Source organism: Flavobacterium sp. LC2016-13 (genome assembly GCF_009707955.1).
Taxonomy (GTDB): Bacteria; Bacteroidota; Bacteroidia; order Flavobacteriales; family Flavobacteriaceae; genus Flavobacterium.
Genome location: NZ_WMDQ01000014.1, coordinates 26100 through 47031, shown reverse-complemented (window position 1 = coordinate 47031; position 20932 = coordinate 26100). Strand labels below are relative to the sequence as shown.

The window sequence follows — 20932 nt, the reverse complement described above, 5'->3', positions numbered from 1 at the left end:
AAGTCTTTACTTTATAGAAGAGAAGTTTTAAACAAAAAAATAAGGCTGCTTTTTTAGAACAGCCTTAAATTTTCATTTTTGTATATTATTGATTAATTGACCAAACCGTATATCCTTTAGGCGGACATTGAATTTTTACCCATTTATCTGCCTGAGTTGTTGGGTACCAAGTAGAATTTCCTGTAAAATCTTTAATTTGAGTATTAGCCCAATTAGTTTCAATCCATCTTTCTTGCCAGGTTGTTGAGTTATTAATGTAAACAACTAATCCCGGATTTCCGTTATAACCGTTTCTTCTCGCCACATATTCATCATTATCTGAATATAAAATTGAAGTTGTACCCGTTGCTTTATTGTTATGAATCCAGATAAGGTTATTCAATTTATTTTTATCCAGCCATTCTTCGTAATCTCTGTAAAAAATTGTTGGATATCCTTCATGAGTTAAAATATAAGAATAAGCCAATAGTTTATTGGAAATTTCATCAGTATCATGATTCGTAACAAAAGTTACGGCTTTATACGGATTTCTTTTCCACATCATGTCATCATTTAATAATGCAAGATTGTTTCCGTCAAAAGCATCATTCATTTTATAGTAACAAGCAAAATCAAATACAGAACTATTCGCATTGTTTGCCCAGTCATTTAATACGTTTACATTCGAATCCCATAATTCTCCAACAGAAAATCCACCAACATTAGCATTCCATGCATTTACAACCCAAGCACCAAAACCTTTTACGTAGTCAAATCTCCATCCATCAAATTTCATTGTGTTTTTATAGTATTTACCAACGCCATCAGTTCTTAGCCATAGCCAATCTTTTACGTTGGGAGCTGCGTGGCATAAATCTGGAAATCCTCCAAACGAACCTTCATCATTATTGCCAAAACTGTTTTTATAAAAATCGTTATAAGTGCGTTTGAATTTTCCCGAAGCAACACCATTAAAATTCGTCCACGTATTAGTTCCTGTAAACGGATTTGCTTCTGATTGTCCTCCGCTATTGTGATTAATTACAATATCAGCATATACCTTCATGTTTTCAGTATGTGCTTTTGTGATCAAGGTTACCAATTCAGTTTTAGATCCAAATCTGGTTTCTACGGTTCCGTTTTGGTTATAATCTCCAAAATCAAAATAATCAGTTGGATCATATCCCATCGAAAAGGCACCATTTTGGGCTTTTGAAACTGGAGGAAGCCATATAGAGCCAATTCCAGCATTCGACCAGTCTGTTAATTTAGTAGTAACAGTATTCCACCAATTTCCTCCGGCAGGAACATCCCAATAAAATGCTTGCATCATAACTCCGCCTCCGGGATTATCTACATATTTTCCGGTAAGAGATGATTTTGCATCCCCGGTACTAAAAGGTTTTCCGTCATGATGTGTTACATTGATAATTTTAAATTGCTGACTTTGAGATTTTGCGTCAGTTTCACTTAGTTCATTTTGCGAACAAGAAAAAAAGAGTGTTGTGGTAGCCAGAATGCAATACATTTTTGCATAAGAATTTTTCATAATAGGTTTGGTTTAGGTTAGAGTAAAGTTGTAATTATAAAATCATTCTACTGTAAACATGATATATTCATAATTTTAGACACAATAAATTATTAATTACATATCGAAAGTATATAAATTTTGCTATGTTTTTATTTATAAGAAAATATTTATATTACGAAAACGTTGTAGTGTTGAAAACTTTTTATATTCCATTGAAGAATAATTGCTTCTATTATTATGAAAGTTATCAGTTGTGAAAACTTTAAAGCTTGCGAAAAAGTTCGTGTTATTTTGACAAGAAAGGCAATTTTTTATCTGAAAAACAGTTGATTAATAATCTAATTGAAAAGGTATCCTATAATTTTTTGTTAATAGTATTGCTGATAGTTGTATTATGTAATTGAATTGTTATTTTTGTTCGTTATAAGTTAAAAGAAACGAGATCCTGCATTTTTAATATTTTCAGATTGATTTTGAAAATCAGAATAAGAGATTTATAGTTTAAAAGGTCTAAGGCATTCAAATTAAATTTAAAATAATGTTATTAAAAAAATTACAGCTAAAAACAATTGATTACAGATTTGGGTTAACAATATGTTTTTTATTTTTTTTCAACTCAATTATCTCGGCACAAGAAATTATACCAGATGCTGTTGTAGCTGAAAAACCAGTTGAGACTCCTTCAGGACAAAAGCAAAAAATTGATGGTATTATTGCTAATGTTGGAGATTATATTGTTTTAGATTCTGATATTGATAAAGGATATTTGGAGATCGCAAGTCAGGGAGGTTCTACAAAAGATATTACCAGATGTCAAATGCTTGGAAAACTTTTAGAAGATAAATTATACGCACACCAGGCTATTCAGGATAGTATTATTGTTAGTGATGCCGAAGTAAGATCTATGATGGATGAGCGTTTGAATTATATGATTCAACAAGTTGGAGATATTAATAAAGTTGTAGCTTATTACAAGAAAAATTCTGTAGAGGAATTTAAAACTTATTTTGCAGATATATTAAAGGAGCAAAAACTGGCTTCAGAAATGCAAAAAAAGATTATTGATGCAGTTGAAATTACACCTGAAGAAGTTCGTAATTTCTTTAAGAAAATACCAAAAGATGAATTGCCAACTTTTGGAGCAGAAATGGAAGTAGCACAAATTGTGGTAGAACCTAAAGTTTCTCAAGAAGACAAACAAAAAGTAATTGACAGATTAAATGCTATTAGAAAAGACGTTTTAGAAGGTTCTAGTTTTGCAACAAAAGCAGTTTTATATTCTCAGGATCCGGGATCTGCACATAGTGGAGGTTATTATAAAATGACCAGAAAAACACCTTTTGTTAAAGAATTTAAAGATGTTGCTTTTAGTTTAGGCGAAGGTGAAATTTCTGAGCCTTTTGAAACTAATTTTGGATATCATATTATTATGATTGATAAAATAAAAGGACAAGAAGTAGAATTACGTCACATTTTGATTGCGCCAACGGTTTCTGAAACAGCTTTAAAAGATGCTAAAGAAAGAATTACTAATATTAGAAATAAGATAGTAAATAAAGAAATTACATTTGCTGAGGCAGCAAGAACAGAATCTGATGAAAAAGAAACAAGAACAAACGGTGGTACTTTAGTAAATCCTAATACTCAAGATACTCGTTTTGAACTTACAAAAATGGATCCTACATTATACAGCCAGGTTTCAAATTTAAAAGATACTGAGGTTTCTCAACCACTTTTAAACACAGATGATAAAGGTAAAAAAACATATAAATTGATTACCGTTACCAACAGAATCAACGAGCATACAGCTGATTATGCTAAAGATTATACTAAAATTAAAGAATTAGCTTTAAAAGAAAAACAAATCAATGCAATTGCAAAATGGTTTGATGATAAAATTAAAGATACTTATATTAAAGTTATTGGAGAGTACAGAGATTGTAAGTTTACAAACAATTGGTTGAAAAAATAATTTTATTAAATAAATAAAAGAGTTAGTTTTATGTTTTCATAGAACTAACTCTTTTTAATTTTAAATACATTCATAAATGTCTGACGTAGCAGCGATTCACAACTTAGTTCAAAAACGTAACGAATTAAAAGCCGAAATAGCCAAAATTATTGTAGGTCAGGATGAAGTGGTAGATCAAATATTGATTTGCATATTTTCTGGCGGACATGCTCTTTTAATTGGTGTACCTGGATTAGCAAAAACCTTATTAATAAATACTTTGTCTCAGGCGCTGGGATTAGATTTTAAAAGAATACAATTTACGCCGGATTTAATGCCTTCGGATATTTTGGGAAGTGAAATCCTGGATGAAAACAGAAAATTTAAATTTATAAAAGGGCCTGTATTTTCGAATATTATTTTAGCAGACGAGATTAACAGAACACCGCCTAAGACACAAGCAGCTTTGCTTGAAGCAATGCAGGAACGTTCAGTAACAATTGCAGGAGAAAATCATAAATTAGATTTACCATATTTTGTTTTAGCTACGCAAAACCCTATTGAGCAAGAAGGAACTTATCCGTTGCCGGAAGCGCAGTTAGACCGTTTTATGTTTGCCATAAAATTAGAATACCCAACTTTTGAAGAAGAAGTTCAGGTTGTAAAACGTACAACATCAGATGCTAAAACAGCAATAAATCCTTTATTTTCTGCGCAGGAAATAATCGATTTCCAACATTTAATCCGCAGAATTCCTGTGGCAGATAATGTTATTGAATATGCAGTAACTTTAGTAAGTAAAACGCGTCCTGATAATGCTTTAACTAATGATTTTGTAAAGAATTATTTAGATTGGGGAGCAGGACCAAGAGCTTCGCAAAACTTAATTTTGGCAGCAAAAGCCCATGCAGCTTTCAAAGGGAAATTCTCTCCTGATATTGAAGATGTAAAAGCAGTTGCAACCGGAATTTTGCGTCACAGAATTATTAAAAACTACAAAGCAGATGCGGAAGGAATAACCGAAGAGGTTATTATTAAAAAGCTGATGTAAGATATATCTAAAAAGCCTGATTTTTAAATCAGGCTTTTTTTTAGTTCAATTCTTTAATACTAGTTTCGTTTATCAACCGTACCGTTTTGTTGTGAAAAAGTTTTAGCAGTAAAACTTCTGTCAGCGAGGTGTATTTTTTATTATCATATTCATACCACCAATAAGAGAAATATCTAATATTATTTTTTTCTAATTTCGTGAGCCATATTTTTTCATTGTTTCTTATGATTTCTTTAGACTCAATGATTTTATATCCGTTTCCTGTCCAGCAAATTAAAGGCTTGTGAATTGGTGTTTTGATATAAATTAAAGTTTGTGGGGCTGCAATCTTAAAAACTTCATTATTGACCCAAACTCCTTTTTTAATATTATAATTAGGATTAAGGTTTTCTAACAGCGAATAATTTTGTTCTTTTTTAATTTCTAAACTAGTAATAAACAATATTCCGGCAGCAATTATCATTGGTAAAAGCTTTGGGAAAAATGAATTGCCAGTTATGTTTTCTTTTTTTGGATTAAACAATCGCATTAGAAATAAAAGAGGAATAATTTGATAAAATACAAAACACGTAATTCCAATAGTGTGATGCAGTATATTTTCTTCGGTACAATTGAATAAAACTAAAGTGATAATTCTGAAATAATTCGAAATAATATTCAGAATCACTACTATGCAGCAAAAAAATAAAATTTGCAGAATGTTGAAATACTTTTTGTTTTTACGTTCTTCTAAAGTCAATAGAAAAGCGCCAAAGAGTAATCCCGTTTTAAACATCGACAAACCCATACAAGCGGTATCGATGGAAATTTTCGCATTATTGATATAAAAATTAACCCCTTCAATTTTAGTTATCGGAACGAAATTTTTTAATGTTAGATACACTCCGTAACAAAGCGCTTGCTTTATTTCGACAGTTAAATAATTGAATAGCTGATCAAAAATTGACGAAAACAAAAAGAGACAAATAAAAGCGATAAAAGAAAATTTTTGTGTAAAACTGTAATAAACAAAACAGGCAAACAACAAAAGAGCATGAAAATGCAAAGACTTTGTATGCAGTCTGTAGCTTATAAATTCTAATAAAAAAAATAATCCAAGCAGCGGATAACTAATCTTTAAAGCAGTTTTTCTTCCTGCATAAAGAAATAGGAAAATAGAAAATATAACGCCAAAAAAATTATTGTTTAGTCCGGTAAATACAATACTGTAGTTTAGAACCAACAGTATGATTATAGCAAGGATAGCAATTAATTTTGTGTGTGACTGCAGTAAAACTTTCATTAAGCTTTTTGTTTTTTGTTCTTTTGATAGTAAAATAAAAGTGTAGTCAGGCCAATAATAATCATTAACCATTCGTGAGGTTCCGGAACAGCACCATCATTTTTAATCGAAGAGTTGCCAAGAGTATCCACATTTTTCTCTATTCCGTTATTTTTGTAATCTGCATCAGTTTCCAAAACAATTAAAGACGAAATTGGAGTTACAATATTGGCGTCTTTTGCAAGTGTTACATATTTATTAGCACTTAAGGTATCGTTTTGAATTTTAATTTGTTCCTCAAGAACTTTCCCAAAAGCATACATTCTGTAAATATGATTTGGACCATTACTTTTAATAGTACTGTCTTTTGGTTTTTCCTGAATCGAAATGTTTGAGGGCTCAATATTAACCACATTATCGGCAGTTTTATACTTGATGAAATAATTTCCCTGTAGCATTTTTAAACTATTTCTGAAGTTTGTCTCGTAAAAATCTACATATTTTTGCTCTTTTACGGTCTGCCAAAATGGATTAATGCCTCCGGAAATATTGATAACTTTCAGATTTTGCGATTTAGTTTTACTTCGAATCTTTTTTAAATATTCAGATTCATTAAGTTCTTCAAAATTTGCAGAAAAATTTCCGGTTTTAGTTATAATCAAACTATTTTTTTTGATTTCAAATAGAGGTAATAAAGAATAATGTAAGTATTTGAAATCTAAAAAAATAGTTCTGAAATTTTCTTTGTTTATTACTTTTTTTTCCTTGTCATCATACACATAAAATTCTTTTCCTTTTAAGCTTACAAATGATTCTATTTCATTTAAAGTCCAGTTGCTATTCAAATCTAAAATGACTTCTGATGCATTAAAAGGAATGTTCAATTTTTGACTCTCTTTTACTTCGTATATTTTTTCCTTCCATGCAAAAGAATTTAACTTCGATATTTTGCTCAAAGGCATTATTGCCTGCCAATCATCAAGACCTTTTGATTCATTAATATAGAAATTATTTTGCAGTTTAAAATCCTTACTTGTCTCTACATCAATTTTTCCTGTCATCTGGATTCTGGAAATTGTAGAAGCATTTGAAATATTTGGACCTTTAATAGAAAGGCTTTCGTATTTCAATTTATTATCTTCAACTTTTAAAGGAGTAGTGAAGCCGCATTTAAAAGTTCTTGGGGTTTTATAATTTACAGGAAAAACCCTCACGACAACTTTGTTTCCTTCTCTCCATTGCATTAAAGATGGATCACGACTTTCTACGCCAACAATTTGTTTGTATGCTTTTTCAGCTTTCTCTTTTGTTGTTAAGATTCCTTTTCTTTCAATACCGTTTACCCATAATGAAAGTGAAGTTGCAACAGAACCTTCAGGAAGCTGGAAAGAATAAATAGCTTCCTTATCTTGCCAGGATTCTTTCTCACAGGAAATATCCATAGTAATTTCTGTATAAGCAAGCCTGCTGTCTGGATATAATTTTACATCTTCTTTAATGTCTTTGGTAACCAAATCTTCACCGCTCCACAACTGTTCTTCGGTTTCTAATCTTTTGTCAAAATTAGATTTAAGAATATTAATTTGGTCGTCTTGGCTCAGATTGAGATCTTCACAGAAAATGTAAGCGATTGTAATAAAAGGATTGTGGACTTTTCTTTCGTTAAATTGTTCAACTCCAAAAGAACCAAGATCATAGTTAAAGAACTTTTCAGGACCAGTATAAACGATGTCTTTTTTTAGTAAAATTTCATTAAAAAAGTTAGGTTCAAGACTTTGCGATATTTTAATATAATTGGGTAAATCTTCATTTGAAGTAAAAGAATTGATGGGACGTCTAAGATTAATAAGTCTGCTTTCTCTGTCAAGCATTACAACAAAAGAAGATAACATAACTAAAATAAATCCAAAACCTGCGATGAATGAAATAAAATGTTTTCTATTTTCTTGAAAATAATGAGCCATAGTTGCTATATGAATAATGGAAACAAGTAAAGGGACTAATGCATAAAAGCCGATTCCTAATAATAAAATTCCAATGAAGGCAAAAGGTGCAAGGGGTAATAGATAGAATGTGAAATACAATATTATACTATAAGATAATCCATTTATAAAAAAGAGAGAAAGAGTAAAACTATTTCCTTGTATTTTTTGGTAAATGAAAAAATTACTAATAAAAAAGAGCAAAGTGATGAGGTAAACCCAAAACGGAAGATCTTCAAATATAGGAACAAAAATATTTAGGCAGAAACATCCAATAAACCAGTTAAGTATAAGAAAAGGAGTTAAATGAAGATATTTTTCCCTTTTTTTAAGAATAAGGAATGTAACGGTAACTCCGTAAATAAACTCCATTATCAATGTAAGAGTGCCCAATACTCCAGCACCGAAAAATTTAGTGTTTTCATTTAATAATAAAATCAATAAAAAAAAGCCACTGAATAAACTGGTGAAGACACTAAATCCAACACCAATTCCATTAATGTAATCGTTCGCATTTTCTAATTTGTATTTCATAGTTTTATGTTTTTAAAAGAACTTTGAATTACAAAGTTAATAGAAAAATTGAATTACAAATATTTTGTTTAATTTTTTTCATGCAATATTTATGCAAAATCTGGCTATCGGAAAAAGGGCAGAATTTGGTGTTCAAAATCGCAACTATAACGTTATAATTGCTTATTTAGAAAGGTTCTTGACTTAAAATACGCTCAAAATACAGTTTGTTTGCAACATCAAATTTCGACTTTGTTAAAGAAAAGATTTTAAAATGTTAAAAATTCATTTTTTTAATACAAAATTGATATTTTGACAAAAACAAGCAGTGAAAATCGTTTTTTAACAATAATAATTTTTGAAAAGGCTACTTCCGTTATATTTTTTTTAATTCTCGGCTTTAATAACTAAATTTGCGAACAAAAAAATAAAAATACCTAGAAAATACTTTTACTATGAATATTTATAAGGATTATATCCAAGAAATTGAAGAAAGAAAAAATCAGGGACTTCACCCAAAACCAATCGATGGCGCTGAATTATTAAGTGACATTATTGAACAAATTAAAGATTTGAATAACGAATACAGAGAAGATTCGCTTAAATTTTTTATTTATAATGTTGTACCTGGTACCACAAGTGCTGCCGGTGTAAAATCTAAATTTTTAAAGGAAATTATTCTTGGTGAATCAGTAGTAAAAGAAATAACTCCTGCATTTGCTTTTGAGTTATTGTCACACATGAAAGGTGGATCTTCAATTGAAGTTTTACTGGATTTAGCTTTGGGTAATGATGCTTCTATTGCAAAAGAAGCTGCCAATGTTCTTAAATCACAAGTTTTTCTTTATGAGGCAGACACTGACCGTTTAAAGGAAGCTTTTAAAAATGATAACGCAATAGCAAAAGAGATTCTTGAAAGCTATGCAAAAGCAGAGTTTTTTACTAAACTGCCAGAAGTAGTTGAAGAAATTAAAGTAGTAACATATATCGCTGGTGAAGGAGACATTTCGACAGATTTGCTATCTCCGGGTAACCAGGCTCACTCTCGTTCTGACCGTGAACTTCATGGTAAATGCATGATTACTCCTCAGGCACAAGACGAAATCAAAATGCTGCAGGCACAACATCCTGATGCAAGTGTGATGCTAATTGCAGAAAAAGGTACAATGGGTGTTGGTTCATCTAGAATGTCGGGTGTAAACAATGTAGCACTTTGGACAGGTAAACAAGCAAGTCCATATGTTCCGTTTATTAATATTGCTCCAATTGTTGCAGGAACAAACGGAATTTCTCCAATTTTCCTAACAACTGTTGATGTTACAGGTGGTATTGGTTTAGATCTTAAAAACTGGGTAAAAAAGCTTGACGCAAATGGAGATATAATTCGAAATGAAAGTGGGGAACCAGTTTTAGAAGAAGCATATTCTGTTGCTACAGGTACTGTACTTACAATAAATACAAAAACGAAGAAACTTTACAATGGCGACCAAGAGCTAATTGACATTTCTAAGGCATTTACGCCTCAAAAAGTGGAATTTATAAAAGCTGGTGGATCATATGCAATTGTATTTGGTAAAAAGCTTCAAACATTAGCAGCGAAAATTCTGGACGTAGAAGCACCTCTTGTATTTGCTCCGTCAAAAGAAATTTCTATTGAAGGTCAAGGTCTTACGGCAGTAGAGAAAATCTTCAACAGAAACGCTGTTGGTATAGCTCCAGGTAAAGTGTTACACGCCGGATCTGATGTTCGTGTAGAAGTTAATATTGTAGGTTCACAAGATACAACTGGACTTATGACTGCTCAGGAATTAGAGTCTATGGCTGCTACAGTAATTTCGCCAATCGTTGATGGTGCATACCAATCAGGTTGTCATACTGCTTCAGTATGGGATAAAAAAGCTCAGGCTAATATTCCTAAATTGATGAAGTTTATGAATGATTTCGGTTTAATCACAGCTCGTGACCCGAAAGCGATTTATCATTCAATGACAGATGTAATTCACAAAGTTTTAAATGATATTACAATAGACGAGTGGGCTATCATTATTGGTGGTGACTCTCATACAAGAATGTCAAAAGGTGTTGCTTTTGGTGCTGACTCAGGAACAGTTGCTCTTGCACTTGCGACAGGTGAGGCTTCAATGCCAATTCCTGAATCAGTGAAGGTGACATTTATTGGGGAAATGAAAGGTTATATGGACTTCCGTGATGTAGTTCATTCAACACAATCTCAAATGCTTAAGAAATTTGGTGGTGAAAACGTATTCCAGGGAAGAATTATCGAAGTTCATCTTGGAACTCTTACTGCTGACCAGGCATTTACATTTACAGACTGGACTGCAGAAATGAAAGCAAAAGCTTCGATCTGTATTTCTGAAGACGATACCTTGATTGATTCACTAGAGATTGCAAAAGGAAGAATCCAGATCATGATCGATAAAGGAATGGACAATCATAAACAAGTTCTTCAAGGATTGATCAATAAAGCAGATAAGAGAATTTCTGAAATTAAATCTGCTGAAAAACCAGCTTTAACTCCAGATGCAAACGCTAAATATTATGCTGAAGTTGTAGTAGATCTTAATCAAATTGTAGAGCCAATGATTGCTGATCCAGACGTAAATAATGCAGATGTTTCTAAAAGATATACACACGATACAATTAGACCTCTTTCTTTTTACGGAGGAGTGAAAAAAGTAGATCTTGGATTTATCGGTTCTTGTATGGTTCACAAAGGAGATATGAAAATTTTAGCTCAAATGCTTAAAAATATTGAAGATTTACATGGTAAAGTTGAGTTTAAAGCGCCTCTTGTAGTAGCACCTCCAACTTATAACATTGTAGATGAACTTAAAGCAGAAGGCGATTGGGAAGTTTTACAAAAATACTCAGGTTTCGAATTCGACGATAATGCTCCTAAAGGTGCAGCACGTACTGAATATGAAAAAATGTTGTATTTAGAGCGTCCAGGTTGTAACCTTTGTATGGGTAATCAGGAAAAAGCAGCAAAAGGAGATACTGTAATGGCAACTTCTACGCGTCTTTTTCAAGGAAGAGTTGTGGAAGATACTGAAGGTAAAAAAGGAGAATCTTTACTTTCGTCTACACCGGTTGTAGTGCTTTCTACTATTTTAGGAAGAACTCCTACAATGGAAGAATACACAGCTGCAGTTGAAGGCATCAACCTAACCAGATTTGCTCCTTCTAGTAAGCAATTAGTGATGTAATCACGCGATTAGTTATAATCATTATATATAAAAAGCCTGAGTGATAAACTCAGGCTTTTTCTTTTATAGCTACTCAATTATTTGTAACTTGTCATGTTCAAAATAGAAAAAACAAAAACAATTATAACTTATGGCTTTTGATATTGAAATGATTAAAAAAGTGTATGAGAACATGCCAGGGCGTGTTGATAAAGCACGCGAGATTGTTGGTCGTCCACTTACTTTAACGGAGAAAATTTTGTACAATCACCTTTGGGATGGAAATCCGTCTCAGGCGTTTGGAAGAGGAGTAGATTATGTTGATTTTGCTCCGGATCGTGTTGCATGTCAGGATGCAACTGCTCAAATGGCATTATTACAATTTATGCACGCTGGAAAAGCTAAGGTTGCAGTACCTACAACGGTTCACTGCGATCACTTGATTCAGGCAAAAGTAGATGCCGCTACCGATTTGGCAAGAGCAAAAACACAAAGTAACGAAGTTTTCGATTTCTTATCGTCAGTTTCAAATAAATACGGAATTGGTTTCTGGAAACCAGGAGCAGGAATTATTCACCAGGTAGTACTTGAAAATTATGCTTTCCCAGGTGGAATGATGATTGGTACCGACTCTCATACTGTAAATGCAGGTGGTTTAGGAATGGTAGCTATTGGTGTTGGTGGAGCAGATGCTGTTGACGTTATGTCTGGTATGGCTTGGGAATTAAAGTTTCCTAAATTAATTGGAGTAAAATTAACTGGTAAATTATCAGGATGGACTGCTCCTAAAGATGTTATCCTTAAAGTTGCCGGTATTCTTACTGTAAAAGGTGGTACTGGTGCAATCGTAGAATATTTTGGAGAAGGTGCAACTTCTATGTCATGTACAGGAAAAGGTACTATTTGTAACATGGGTGCTGAAATTGGAGCTACAACTTCAACTTTTGGTTATGATGATTCTATGAGTCGTTACCTGCGTTCTACAAACAGAGCTGATGTTGCTGATGCTGCAGATAAAGTGGCTTCTTACCTAACTGGAGATCCGGAAGTTTATGCTAACCCGGAACAATATTTTGATCAGGTTATTGAAATCAACTTAACGGAATTAGAGCCACACCTAAACGGACCTTTTACTCCGGATTTAGCGACTCCAATTTCTAAAATGAAAGAAGAAGCGATCAAAAACAATTGGCCATTACAAATTCAGGTTGGTTTAATTGGCTCATGTACAAACTCTTCTTACGAAGATATCTCACGTGCAGCTTCTTTAGCCAGACAAGTAAGCGCTAAAAATTTAAAAACTAAATCTCAATTTACAATTACTCCAGGTTCAGAAGTAGTTCGCTATACAATCGAAAGAGATGGATTTATCGATACTTTTGAGAAAATTGGTGCTACCGTTTTTGCTAATGCATGCGGACCATGTATTGGTATGTGGGATAGAGACGGAGCAGAGAAAGAAGAAAGAAATACTATCGTTCACTCTTTCAACCGTAACTTCTCAAAACGTGCAGATGGTAACCCAAACACTTTAGCTTTCGTAGGTTCTCCGGAATTAGTAACGGCTATGGCTATTGCTGGTGATTTAGGTTTCAATCCATTAACAGATACTTTAATCAATGAAGATGGAGAAGAAGTAAGACTTGAAGCTCCTACAGGCGATGAATTGCCTCCAAAAGGATTTGATGTTAAAGATCCGGGCTTTCAGGTTCCGGCTGAAGATGGTTCAGGAGTTCAGGTTGTTGTAAGTCCAACATCAGAACGTTTACAACTATTAGCTCCGTTTGATGCTTGGGATGGTAAAAACATTACTGGCGCAAAATTGTTAATCAAAGCATTCGGAAAATGTACAACAGACCACATTTCTATGGCTGGGCCTTGGTTGCGTTTCCGCGGACACTTAGATAATATTTCTAACAATATGTTGATTGGTGCTGTAAATGCATTCAACCAAAAAACAAATTCAGTTAAAAATCAATTAACAGGAACTTATGATGCAGTTCCTGCAGTAGCTCGTGCGTACAAAGCGGCTGGAGTTCCATCAATAGTTGTGGGAGACCACAATTATGGTGAAGGTTCATCTCGTGAGCATGCAGCTATGGAACCACGTTTCTTAGGAGTTAAAGCAGTATTAGTAAAATCTTTTGCTCGTATTCACGAAACAAACCTTAAAAAACAAGGTCTTTTAGGATTAACTTTTGCTAACGAAGCTGATTACGATAAAATTCAGGAGAACGATACCATTAATTTTACTGATTTAACGGAATTCGCTCCAGGAAAACCATTAACGCTAGAATTCGTTCACGCAGATGGATCTAAAGATATTATCTTAGCAAACCATACTTATAACGCTGGGCAAATTGGCTGGTTCGTTGCAGGTTCAGCATTGAACTTAATTGCTGCCGGAAAAGCTTAATCTTTAAGAATTTAATTACATATTAAAAACGCTCTGTGAAAACAGGGCGTTTTTATTTAAAAAGATGTATATTTGTAAGATTTTTATTTCATTGTATATTTTTTAGATTTTGCTTTGAAGAAAATTTGTTGTTAAAAAAAGCGTTTTTTTTACATAAAAAAGTTAAATTCGCTTCATCAGTAATCAAATTTGTCTCCTTGAATCTTATGTAATTGATTATAAAGAGATAATGAAAATAATTCCCCCAAATTATGATTTTTAGATTAGTCGTTATATTATTGTTTTTTAGTTGTAGTGTTTTTTCTCAGGAAAAATATTTAAAACATACCATTTCTAAAGGTGATAATATCACTTCAATTGCAAAAAAATACGGAGTAAAACCCAAAGCAATTATAGAAGCAAATCCAAATGCACCTAAAATTTTAAAACTAAACTCAGTTTTATTAATTCCAAATACAAATCAAACATCTACAGCAATAGTAGCAACAAATGAAACTGTTGTAAATAATACTCCCGGTACACATGAAGTTTTGGCTAAAGAAACATTGTGGGGAATCTCAAAAAAATATAATGTTTCAGTAGAAGATTTGAAAAAAGCTAATCCGCTTTTAGAAACAGAAGGTTTAAAAATAGGGCAACAAATTGCTATTCCGTCAAATACAGTTGCAATAGCTGAAAAGCCAGTTGAAAACAATCAAATATCTAATGACGTTGAGCTTGTTGTAGAAGTTTTACCTAAGGAAACCAAATACGCAATTGCAAAAAAATACGGAATAACAGTTGCAGAACTAGAAAAACAAAACCCATTTATAAAAGGCAAATTGCCTGTAGGTTATGTTCTGAAAATTCGAACGACAAAAGAAAAGGCTGATGCAGCAGCAGCTTCTGCAACAAGCCAGGAAGTAAAAGATCCATTATCAGTTTCGGAAACAGCCATTGCAGATGCTTCAGTTAAAAACGATTCTACAAGTACAAATACAGTTGTAAAAGTTAGCAATCATTCAGATCTAATTAATCAATTGATCGTAAATGCCACTGAAAATATTGGAACCAGGTATCGATCGGGAGGAACAACAAAAGCAGGTTTTGATTGTTCAGGTTTAATGATTTCAACCTTTAGTAATTTTGATATTAAACTACCTAGAAGTTCGATAGAGCAATCTAGAATCGGAATGGTCGTTACGAGTGATGAAGCTCAAAAAGGAGATTTAATTTTCTTTAAAACCAACGGAAGACGCCAAATTAATCATGTTGGAATGGTGGTTGAAGTAGTTGATGGAGAAATTAAATTTGTGCATTCTTCAACTCACGGAGGCGTTATGATTTCTTCGACAAAAGAAGCTTATTATCAAAGAGCTTTTTCGCAAGTAAATCGTGTTTTACAATAATATTTAGCTAAGATATATTTTCTTTTTAAATTCCTCAATTGGAAGAGGTTTGCTTAAAAAATCAGTTACATAATTATTATCTTCAATTTGTTTGATTTCATCAGCATCCAGTGTTGATGAAAGTACGTAAATGTGAATTTCTTTTTTAAATTCTTCACTTAATTTATCATACTCAGACAAGAAACCAAAACCATTCATTATTGGCATCTGGATATCCAGCAAAATAATCAGAGATTTCAAATCCTGATGATCATAAAGCCACTGAATCCCTTCCTCGCCATTATTAGTTATAACTACATCAGCATCAAGAGTTTTTCTTATAAGTTGTTTAATGACAACTTGATCTATCAGGTTATCGTCAATTAATAAAAATACAGGTTTAAATTCCATTTGAACTCGGTATTGGTATGGTTACAGTAAATTTACTTCCAATATTATTTTCTGAAGACATATAAATATTTCCTCGGATGTTTTCTACAGCTTCCTTTACAATATAAAGCCCTAATCCAGATCCTTTATTTTTGTTTGTTCCAAAATACATTTCAAAAACACGATCTTTAAATTCATCTTTAATTCCAATTCCGTTATCAGATATCTCAATTTTGTTTAAACCATCAACAATGTAGGTTTTAATCGAGATAAACATTTCTTGTTTGCTGCAGTCAGCATATTTTATAGCATTAGAAAGTAAATTAGAAATTATGATTTTTAAACGTAAACTATCACTCTGAATTTCATCAACCAATAACTCTTTAGTAATCGCAATTCGGTTTGCATTCTCAAAATGCATCAATTGTGATATGGCTTCGTCAAAAATTTCCCGTAAACTAACAGGTTCCATAATAATTTGTTTTCGTTTATTTTTAGAATAATCGATGATATCACTGATGAATTGATCTTGTCTGGCCAGACTAGTATGCATTAGTTTTAGATATTCTCTAATTTGACAAACATTATCCTCTGATTGTGTAATTTCTATTAAACCTTTTAACGAAGTTATTGGAGATCTTAAATCATGCGATGCGCTGTAAACAAAGCGATCAAGTTCATGATTTACCAATATTAAGTTTTCATTTTTAACCTCAATTTCTTTTTTAGAAACAATTAATCGTTTTACCATTATAGAATAATAAAGGCAAACACTGCAAACGATAATTAAAGTAAAAAGAACATTGGTGAAAATGAGCAAATCTTTTATTTTGCGTGTTCCTTCTCCAAGTGTATTCGAAAAATTACGTTCGTTAACGGTAAGTTTGTCACTAATAATACTAATTTGATAAAGGAAATTTTGTTGATCAGAAACCGTTAATATATTATGTTTTATTTTGGCATCAATTTGTTGGCCAATAATAAATAATTTAAAGATTAATTTATCGCCTTGTTCCCATTCGTGAATCGCTTTCGCCAAAAAAGACACTTGCTTGAAATTGACAAATAACCAGATAAGATCATCTAAATCATCCTGATGATTTCGACCTACAAGTAATGCTTTTCTCGCTATTTTATTATCTCCGGCTTTTAGTAACGTCATTCTCGCAGTACCATCGCCTTGAGGAACTTTTAATTCTTCTAAATAAAGTTTCCACTGATTCGGGTCTTGAGTATAGAGATAAGTAATTAAATGCCGCGAAGCATCTTTTTGTCCTTTCGAATAATGTGATTCACCATTCACATAAGCTCTATTGGCAGATAAAATTTTAATAGTAAAAAAATTAATACAAATTAATAACGCACAAGAAAAGAATACAATTAGCAGAAGAATGAAAACATTTGGGAAACGCAGTTTCTTTAAAACTTGGATCTTAAACATAGCTTCTGAATTTGTAGGTTAATAATTTATTCCAGTCTTGTTCTATTTTTCAAGCTATTTTAATAATAATCGATTAGGGCCTGATTATTACATAATTAAACAATTGTTAATTATAATCGCTAAATTTTAACAATGGTTTAACGCTTTGTTCAAATTTAGTAAAAAAATAATAAGATTTTACAAATGACGTATTTTTTCTTATTAATTTTTTTAAATGAAATTTATATATTTAATTTATTGTTTTACAGTGTTTTAGTTTTGGTTAAAAATGTTTTTTTGAATTTCAAAGCAGATGATTAATTTTTATTTTCTCTAAATTAACCTAATTTCAAAAAAACAAGCAATTTCAAAAAAGATATTTTTTGTTTAACGAGTGAAGGTGCATAGCAAAGAATTTTTAAAATTTATTTTGCTATTTTAGATGGCACAAAAGAATTTATTTTTTGAGTTACATAAAATAATTTGTAGCATCTAATTTTATTTTATTTCATGCCAAAAATGGCCACAACCATTTTTACATTCTGTATTTCTTCTTTCAGTATCAGTTATTTTAAATATCCAAAGTAAAGTTGTAATTGTTTTAATATTTTCACTTTTAGGAAGTTCAAGTAACTTGTCTAATGCAATTTTTGTTGGATAAGTTTTTAAAATTACAATTGAAGTATAGGTTGATTTTAAAGGAATTGTATTTAAAGCATTTTGATATGCTTCAGAATTATAATCTGTTTTGTTTGGAATAGAATTGATGATATAATTTCTTAATGTTTTGAGAAGCTCTTCGAAATTATATTCTTCATTTTCTATCAGAAGCTTTAATCCAAGATTAAATTCTACTTTGTCTTGTGAAATCTTGTTGATTATTTCTTCTTTATATTCCCAGTCCACAATTATTTTGTTTTTATCAATTTAGCGAATTCAATTCTCAAACTATCCTGAGTAAATAATACTCTTTCTTTCTGAATTTATACTTATTAGCAGCTTGAATCTTATGCTGTTTGTAACTATTTTTTATTAGATAGAAAATGAAAAAAGCGAGGAAAAACAACTAAAATTTGTTTCTGACATATGATAACATTTTTTTGATTTGAATGAGATTCGAAGATACAGAATTCTTCTTTGTATAAAATTAAAAAACCGCAATGTTTAATATTGCAGTTTTTATTTCGATTTGAAGTTTTTTTTTTTAAGATATTTATAAAACATCAATAGCTGATTCTTTTATTTTTTTAATTCTTCGATTTTAATTTTTGCTTCATTGAATGCGGTTTCAATAAGATCGCCATTATTTAAAAATAAGGTATTGTCGGAACCGCCCTTTTCTAATTTTATATACCAATTAGCCTTACCCCCGCTAACGTAATAACCAATTTGAAAACCATCAACTGTAACAAATTTGTTTTCTAAATAATCAGGATTAAGGGCAACATCTTTATCCGTTTCTGGTTGTAATGCTTTTAAAGCCTTTATTAATTCGATCAAATCATTATACTCAATAGAAGCAGTGGTTGAGCCATATTTTCCTTCTTTTGTTATTTGATAAAAATAAACCGAAATTGCACCACTGGAAATTTTTCTAATCTTAGTTTCGGCTATACTATATGCCGTTTTTAGGTTGGGTAATTTGGTATCTGTAAATTTTGTAATTGTTCCTGTTTTTGAGCTAAATAATTCCATTTTAGTTTTTACATTGTCAAGCTCTTTCTTTTCTTGTGCAAAAAGATTTGGATAAATAAGAACTAAAAAAAATATAACAATTGTAATTTTGAATCTATGTATCATGAAGTTTTTTATAAGTGTTAATGTGATTTTTATAAATTAAAGTTTAATCCAATCAAAGTCAATTAAATGACCTAAGTTATCGGTTAGAGAATTATCTGGATTTGATCGAAGATATTTTCCATTTATTGCTTTAACTACTTCTACTTTTTCCCCGATACTCCAATATGATTGATTATAATCCCAGACCCATGTTGTAGCAGTATTCCCAGTAGTTTCTAATAATGAGATTGCTTCTGATTTACTTTTTTTTACTGCTCTTGATATGGTTTTTTCCATTACACTATGAAATGCATAGTGAGTTATTACATTGTTAGAGTCTTTCCAAACTCCTGAAATTCTAAATTGTCCCATAATTTTTGATTTTGTTGATTTGTAATTTTTCAAATGTATACAGTCAAAAAAGTTATATTTTATGGAAAACCATAATTGAAGTTTTTATTTAAAAAAGTTCTTATAGAAAAGTTTGCGTAAGGGATAGAAACTGCATCCTTTTAGGGTGGTGTTCACCATAAAAGATTAAACGGGATAGCCCGACCCGGAGGGATACGCCAAAATATTTTAATAACCTAAAATTTATAACAGAAAACCTAAAATTTCAGAAAAAAGTATATCTTTAACCAACCCAAAAACTAAAATAATGCAAGAAAACGATCAGGAAAATTTTAAAAGAGAACTCGGATTACTAGACGGAACCATGCTTGTAGTTGGTTCTATGATTGGTTCTGGAATATTTATCGTAAGTGCCGATATTGCCAGACAAGTAGGATCTGCAGGATGGCTAACATTAATTTGGCTTATCTCAGGATTAATTACCATTATTGCCGCCGTAAGTTATGGCGAGTTGAGTGCGATGTTTCCAAAAGCTGGTGGACAATATGTATACCTGAAAGAAGCATACAATAAACTAATTGCCTTTTTGTACGGCTGGAGCTTTTTTGCCGTAATTCAAACCGGAACAATTGCTGCCGTTGGTGTAGCTTTCTCCAAGTTTGCAGCTTATATTTATGAACCTTTAAGTGACGAAAATATATTGTTTGAGTTGGGTGCTTTTAAATTAAATGCAGCTCAAATTGTTTCGATTTTTACAATTGTTTTACTGACGTATATTAACAGTAGAGGTGTAAAAAACAGTAAAATTCTTCAAACTGTTTTAACAATTATCAAGATTTTATCATTGTTGGGTTTAATCGTTTTCGGATTAACATTGGCCGCAAAAGCTTCTGTTTGGGACGCTAACTGGACAGATGCCTGGACGACACATTCATACAACGCCGAAAGTGGTTCGTGGTTACCAATTAGCGGAACGGCTCTGATTACAGGAATTTCGGCCGCAATGGTAGGATCGTTATTCTCGAGTGATGCATGGAATGGTGTAACGTTTATTGCAGGAGAAATTAAAAATCCAAAACGTAACGTTGGTTTCAGTTTGTTCTTGGGAACTTTTATCGTAACGATAATTTATGTTTTAACTAATATTATGTATTTAGCTGTGATTCCGTTAGATGAAATTGCAACAGCAAAATCAGATAGAGTAGCAGTGGTGGCTTCACAATATATTTTTGGAGATATCGGAACTTTGATCATTGCAATTACCATTATGATTTCGACTTTTGCGTGTAACAACGGATTAATCATGGCGGGGGCGAGAGTATATTATACAATGGCAAAAGATGGTTTGTTTTTTAAAAAGGCAGCCGTTCTTAACGAATCCAGCGTTCCGGCGTGGGCTTTGTGGGCACAATGTATTTGGGCTTCGGCATTATGTTTAACTGGAAAATATGGTGATTTATTAGATTTCGTAATCATCATCGTTTTAATTTTTTACATTTTAACGATCTACGGAATCTTCATTTTACGTAAAAAAATGCCAGATGTAGAAAGACCTTATAAAGCTTTTGGATATCCGTTTTTACCATTATTATACATCATAATTGCAACAGCAATTTGTATCTCATTACTAATTACGAAATTCTCAACTTGTGGTTGGGGAATCTTAATTATGCTAATTGGTATTCCGGTATATTACTTAACAAAACCAAAAGAAGTTTAAGAATTACTAAGTTGG

Annotated in this window: 14 protein-coding genes; 6 read left to right on the top strand and 8 right to left on the bottom strand. The window is 31.8% G+C overall.

Annotated features, from left to right (window positions below; translation table 11 throughout):
- Nucleotides 1–85: 85 nt before the first annotated feature.
- Nucleotides 86–1528 carry an alpha-amylase gene (locus GKZ86_RS21865; RefSeq protein ID WP_154785183.1) on the bottom strand — a complete coding sequence of 481 codons (1443 nt, stop codon included), beginning with the start codon at nt 1526–1528 and terminating at the stop codon, nt 86–88.
- 520 nt (nt 1529–2048) lie between these two features.
- Between GKZ86_RS21865 and GKZ86_RS21860 the strand changes: the two genes are divergently transcribed.
- Both GKZ86_RS21860 and GKZ86_RS21855 read left to right on the top strand, forming a co-directional pair.
- A complete protein-coding gene (locus tag GKZ86_RS21860; protein WP_154785182.1) occupies nt 2049–3482 on the top strand; it encodes a peptidylprolyl isomerase in 1434 nt (477 codons plus the stop codon).
- A gap of 76 nt (nt 3483–3558) precedes the next feature.
- On the top strand, nt 3559–4512 hold the full coding sequence (locus GKZ86_RS21855; protein WP_154785181.1) for a MoxR family ATPase: 954 nt from the start codon (nt 3559–3561) through the stop codon (nt 4510–4512).
- 40 nt (nt 4513–4552) lie between these two features.
- Here GKZ86_RS21855 and xrtN read toward each other — a convergent pair whose 3' ends face one another.
- Together xrtN and GKZ86_RS21845 are read right to left on the bottom strand one after the other, a co-directional pair.
- A complete protein-coding gene (xrtN, locus tag GKZ86_RS21850; RefSeq protein ID WP_194632629.1) occupies nt 4553–5794 on the bottom strand; it encodes an exosortase N in 1242 nt (413 codons plus the stop codon).
- A complete protein-coding gene (locus tag GKZ86_RS21845; protein WP_154785179.1) occupies nt 5794–8289 on the bottom strand; it encodes an XrtN system VIT domain-containing protein in 2496 nt (831 codons plus the stop codon). Before GKZ86_RS21845 ends, xrtN begins: the two co-directional genes overlap by 1 nt.
- 434 nt (nt 8290–8723) lie before the next feature.
- Between GKZ86_RS21845 and GKZ86_RS21840 the strand changes: the two genes are divergently transcribed.
- From GKZ86_RS21840 to GKZ86_RS21830, 3 genes are all read left to right on the top strand, one after another.
- Nucleotides 8724–11495, top strand: a complete 2772-nt coding sequence (locus GKZ86_RS21840; RefSeq protein WP_154785178.1) for a bifunctional aconitate hydratase 2/2-methylisocitrate dehydratase — start codon at nt 8724–8726, stop codon at nt 11493–11495.
- A gap of 130 nt (nt 11496–11625) precedes the next feature.
- Nucleotides 11626–13890, top strand: coding sequence for an aconitate hydratase (locus tag GKZ86_RS21835; protein ID WP_154785177.1), 2265 nt, complete (start codon nt 11626–11628; stop codon nt 13888–13890).
- Nucleotides 13891–14141: 251 nt separating this feature from the next.
- Nucleotides 14142–15278 (top strand): C40 family peptidase, encoded by a 1137-nt coding sequence (locus tag GKZ86_RS21830; protein WP_154785176.1) that lies wholly within the window; start codon nt 14142–14144, stop codon nt 15276–15278.
- Nucleotides 15279–15281: 3 nt separating this feature from the next.
- On the opposite strand, the gene GKZ86_RS21825 is transcribed toward GKZ86_RS21830, so the two are convergent.
- The 5 genes from GKZ86_RS21825 to GKZ86_RS21805 all read right to left on the bottom strand — a co-directional run bounded on the left by GKZ86_RS21825 (nt 15282) and on the right by GKZ86_RS21805 (nt 19218).
- On the bottom strand, nt 15282–15668 hold the full coding sequence (locus tag GKZ86_RS21825; RefSeq protein WP_154785175.1) for a response regulator: 387 nt from the start codon (nt 15666–15668) through the stop codon (nt 15282–15284).
- Complete coding sequence (locus GKZ86_RS21820; RefSeq protein ID WP_154785174.1) at nt 15658–17088, bottom strand: HAMP domain-containing sensor histidine kinase; 1431 nt, start codon at nt 17086–17088, stop codon at nt 15658–15660. The genes GKZ86_RS21825 and GKZ86_RS21820 overlap by 11 nt, the downstream gene beginning before the upstream one ends.
- A gap of 477 nt (nt 17089–17565) precedes the next feature.
- Nucleotides 17566–17973 carry a DUF5958 family protein gene (locus tag GKZ86_RS21815; RefSeq protein ID WP_154785173.1) on the bottom strand — a complete coding sequence of 136 codons (408 nt, stop codon included), beginning with the start codon at nt 17971–17973 and terminating at the stop codon, nt 17566–17568.
- A gap of 333 nt (nt 17974–18306) precedes the next feature.
- Nucleotides 18307–18867 (bottom strand): hypothetical protein, encoded by a 561-nt coding sequence (locus GKZ86_RS21810; protein ID WP_154785172.1) that lies wholly within the window; start codon nt 18865–18867, stop codon nt 18307–18309.
- A 36-nt stretch (nt 18868–18903) separates the two neighbouring features.
- Nucleotides 18904–19218, bottom strand: a complete 315-nt coding sequence (locus tag GKZ86_RS21805; RefSeq protein WP_154785171.1) for a DUF3892 domain-containing protein — start codon at nt 19216–19218, stop codon at nt 18904–18906.
- A gap of 286 nt (nt 19219–19504) precedes the next feature.
- On the opposite strand from GKZ86_RS21805, the gene GKZ86_RS21800 reads away from it, so the two are divergent.
- Nucleotides 19505–20917, top strand: a complete 1413-nt coding sequence (locus tag GKZ86_RS21800; protein WP_154785170.1) for an APC family permease — start codon at nt 19505–19507, stop codon at nt 20915–20917.
- Nucleotides 20918–20932: the final 15 nt, after the last annotated feature.

What these genes read in the sequence shown, in the direction of transcription:
- GKZ86_RS21865 (WP_154785183.1), bottom strand. Translation starts at nt 1,528, where the DNA reads ATGAAAAATTCTTATGCAAAAATGTATTGCATTCTGGCTACCACAACA.
- GKZ86_RS21860 (WP_154785182.1), top strand. Translation starts at nt 2,049, where the DNA reads ATGTTATTAAAAAAATTACAGCTAAAAACAATTGATTACAGATTTGGG.
- GKZ86_RS21855 (WP_154785181.1), top strand. Translation starts at nt 3,559, where the DNA reads ATGTCTGACGTAGCAGCGATTCACAACTTAGTTCAAAAACGTAACGAA.
- xrtN (WP_194632629.1), bottom strand. Translation starts at nt 5,794, where the DNA reads ATGAAAGTTTTACTGCAGTCACACACAAAATTAATTGCTATCCTTGCT.
- GKZ86_RS21845 (WP_154785179.1), bottom strand. Translation starts at nt 8,289, where the DNA reads ATGAAATACAAATTAGAAAATGCGAACGATTACATTAATGGAATTGGT.
- GKZ86_RS21840 (WP_154785178.1), top strand. Translation starts at nt 8,724, where the DNA reads ATGAATATTTATAAGGATTATATCCAAGAAATTGAAGAAAGAAAAAAT.
- GKZ86_RS21835 (WP_154785177.1), top strand. Translation starts at nt 11,626, where the DNA reads ATGGCTTTTGATATTGAAATGATTAAAAAAGTGTATGAGAACATGCCA.
- GKZ86_RS21830 (WP_154785176.1), top strand. Translation starts at nt 14,142, where the DNA reads ATGATTTTTAGATTAGTCGTTATATTATTGTTTTTTAGTTGTAGTGTT.
- GKZ86_RS21825 (WP_154785175.1), bottom strand. Translation starts at nt 15,668, where the DNA reads ATGGAATTTAAACCTGTATTTTTATTAATTGACGATAACCTGATAGAT.
- GKZ86_RS21820 (WP_154785174.1), bottom strand. Translation starts at nt 17,088, where the DNA reads ATGTTTAAGATCCAAGTTTTAAAGAAACTGCGTTTCCCAAATGTTTTC.
- GKZ86_RS21810 (WP_154785172.1), bottom strand. Translation starts at nt 18,867, where the DNA reads ATGATACATAGATTCAAAATTACAATTGTTATATTTTTTTTAGTTCTT.
- GKZ86_RS21805 (WP_154785171.1), bottom strand. Translation starts at nt 19,218, where the DNA reads ATGGGACAATTTAGAATTTCAGGAGTTTGGAAAGACTCTAACAATGTA.
- GKZ86_RS21800 (WP_154785170.1), top strand. Translation starts at nt 19,505, where the DNA reads ATGCAAGAAAACGATCAGGAAAATTTTAAAAGAGAACTCGGATTACTA.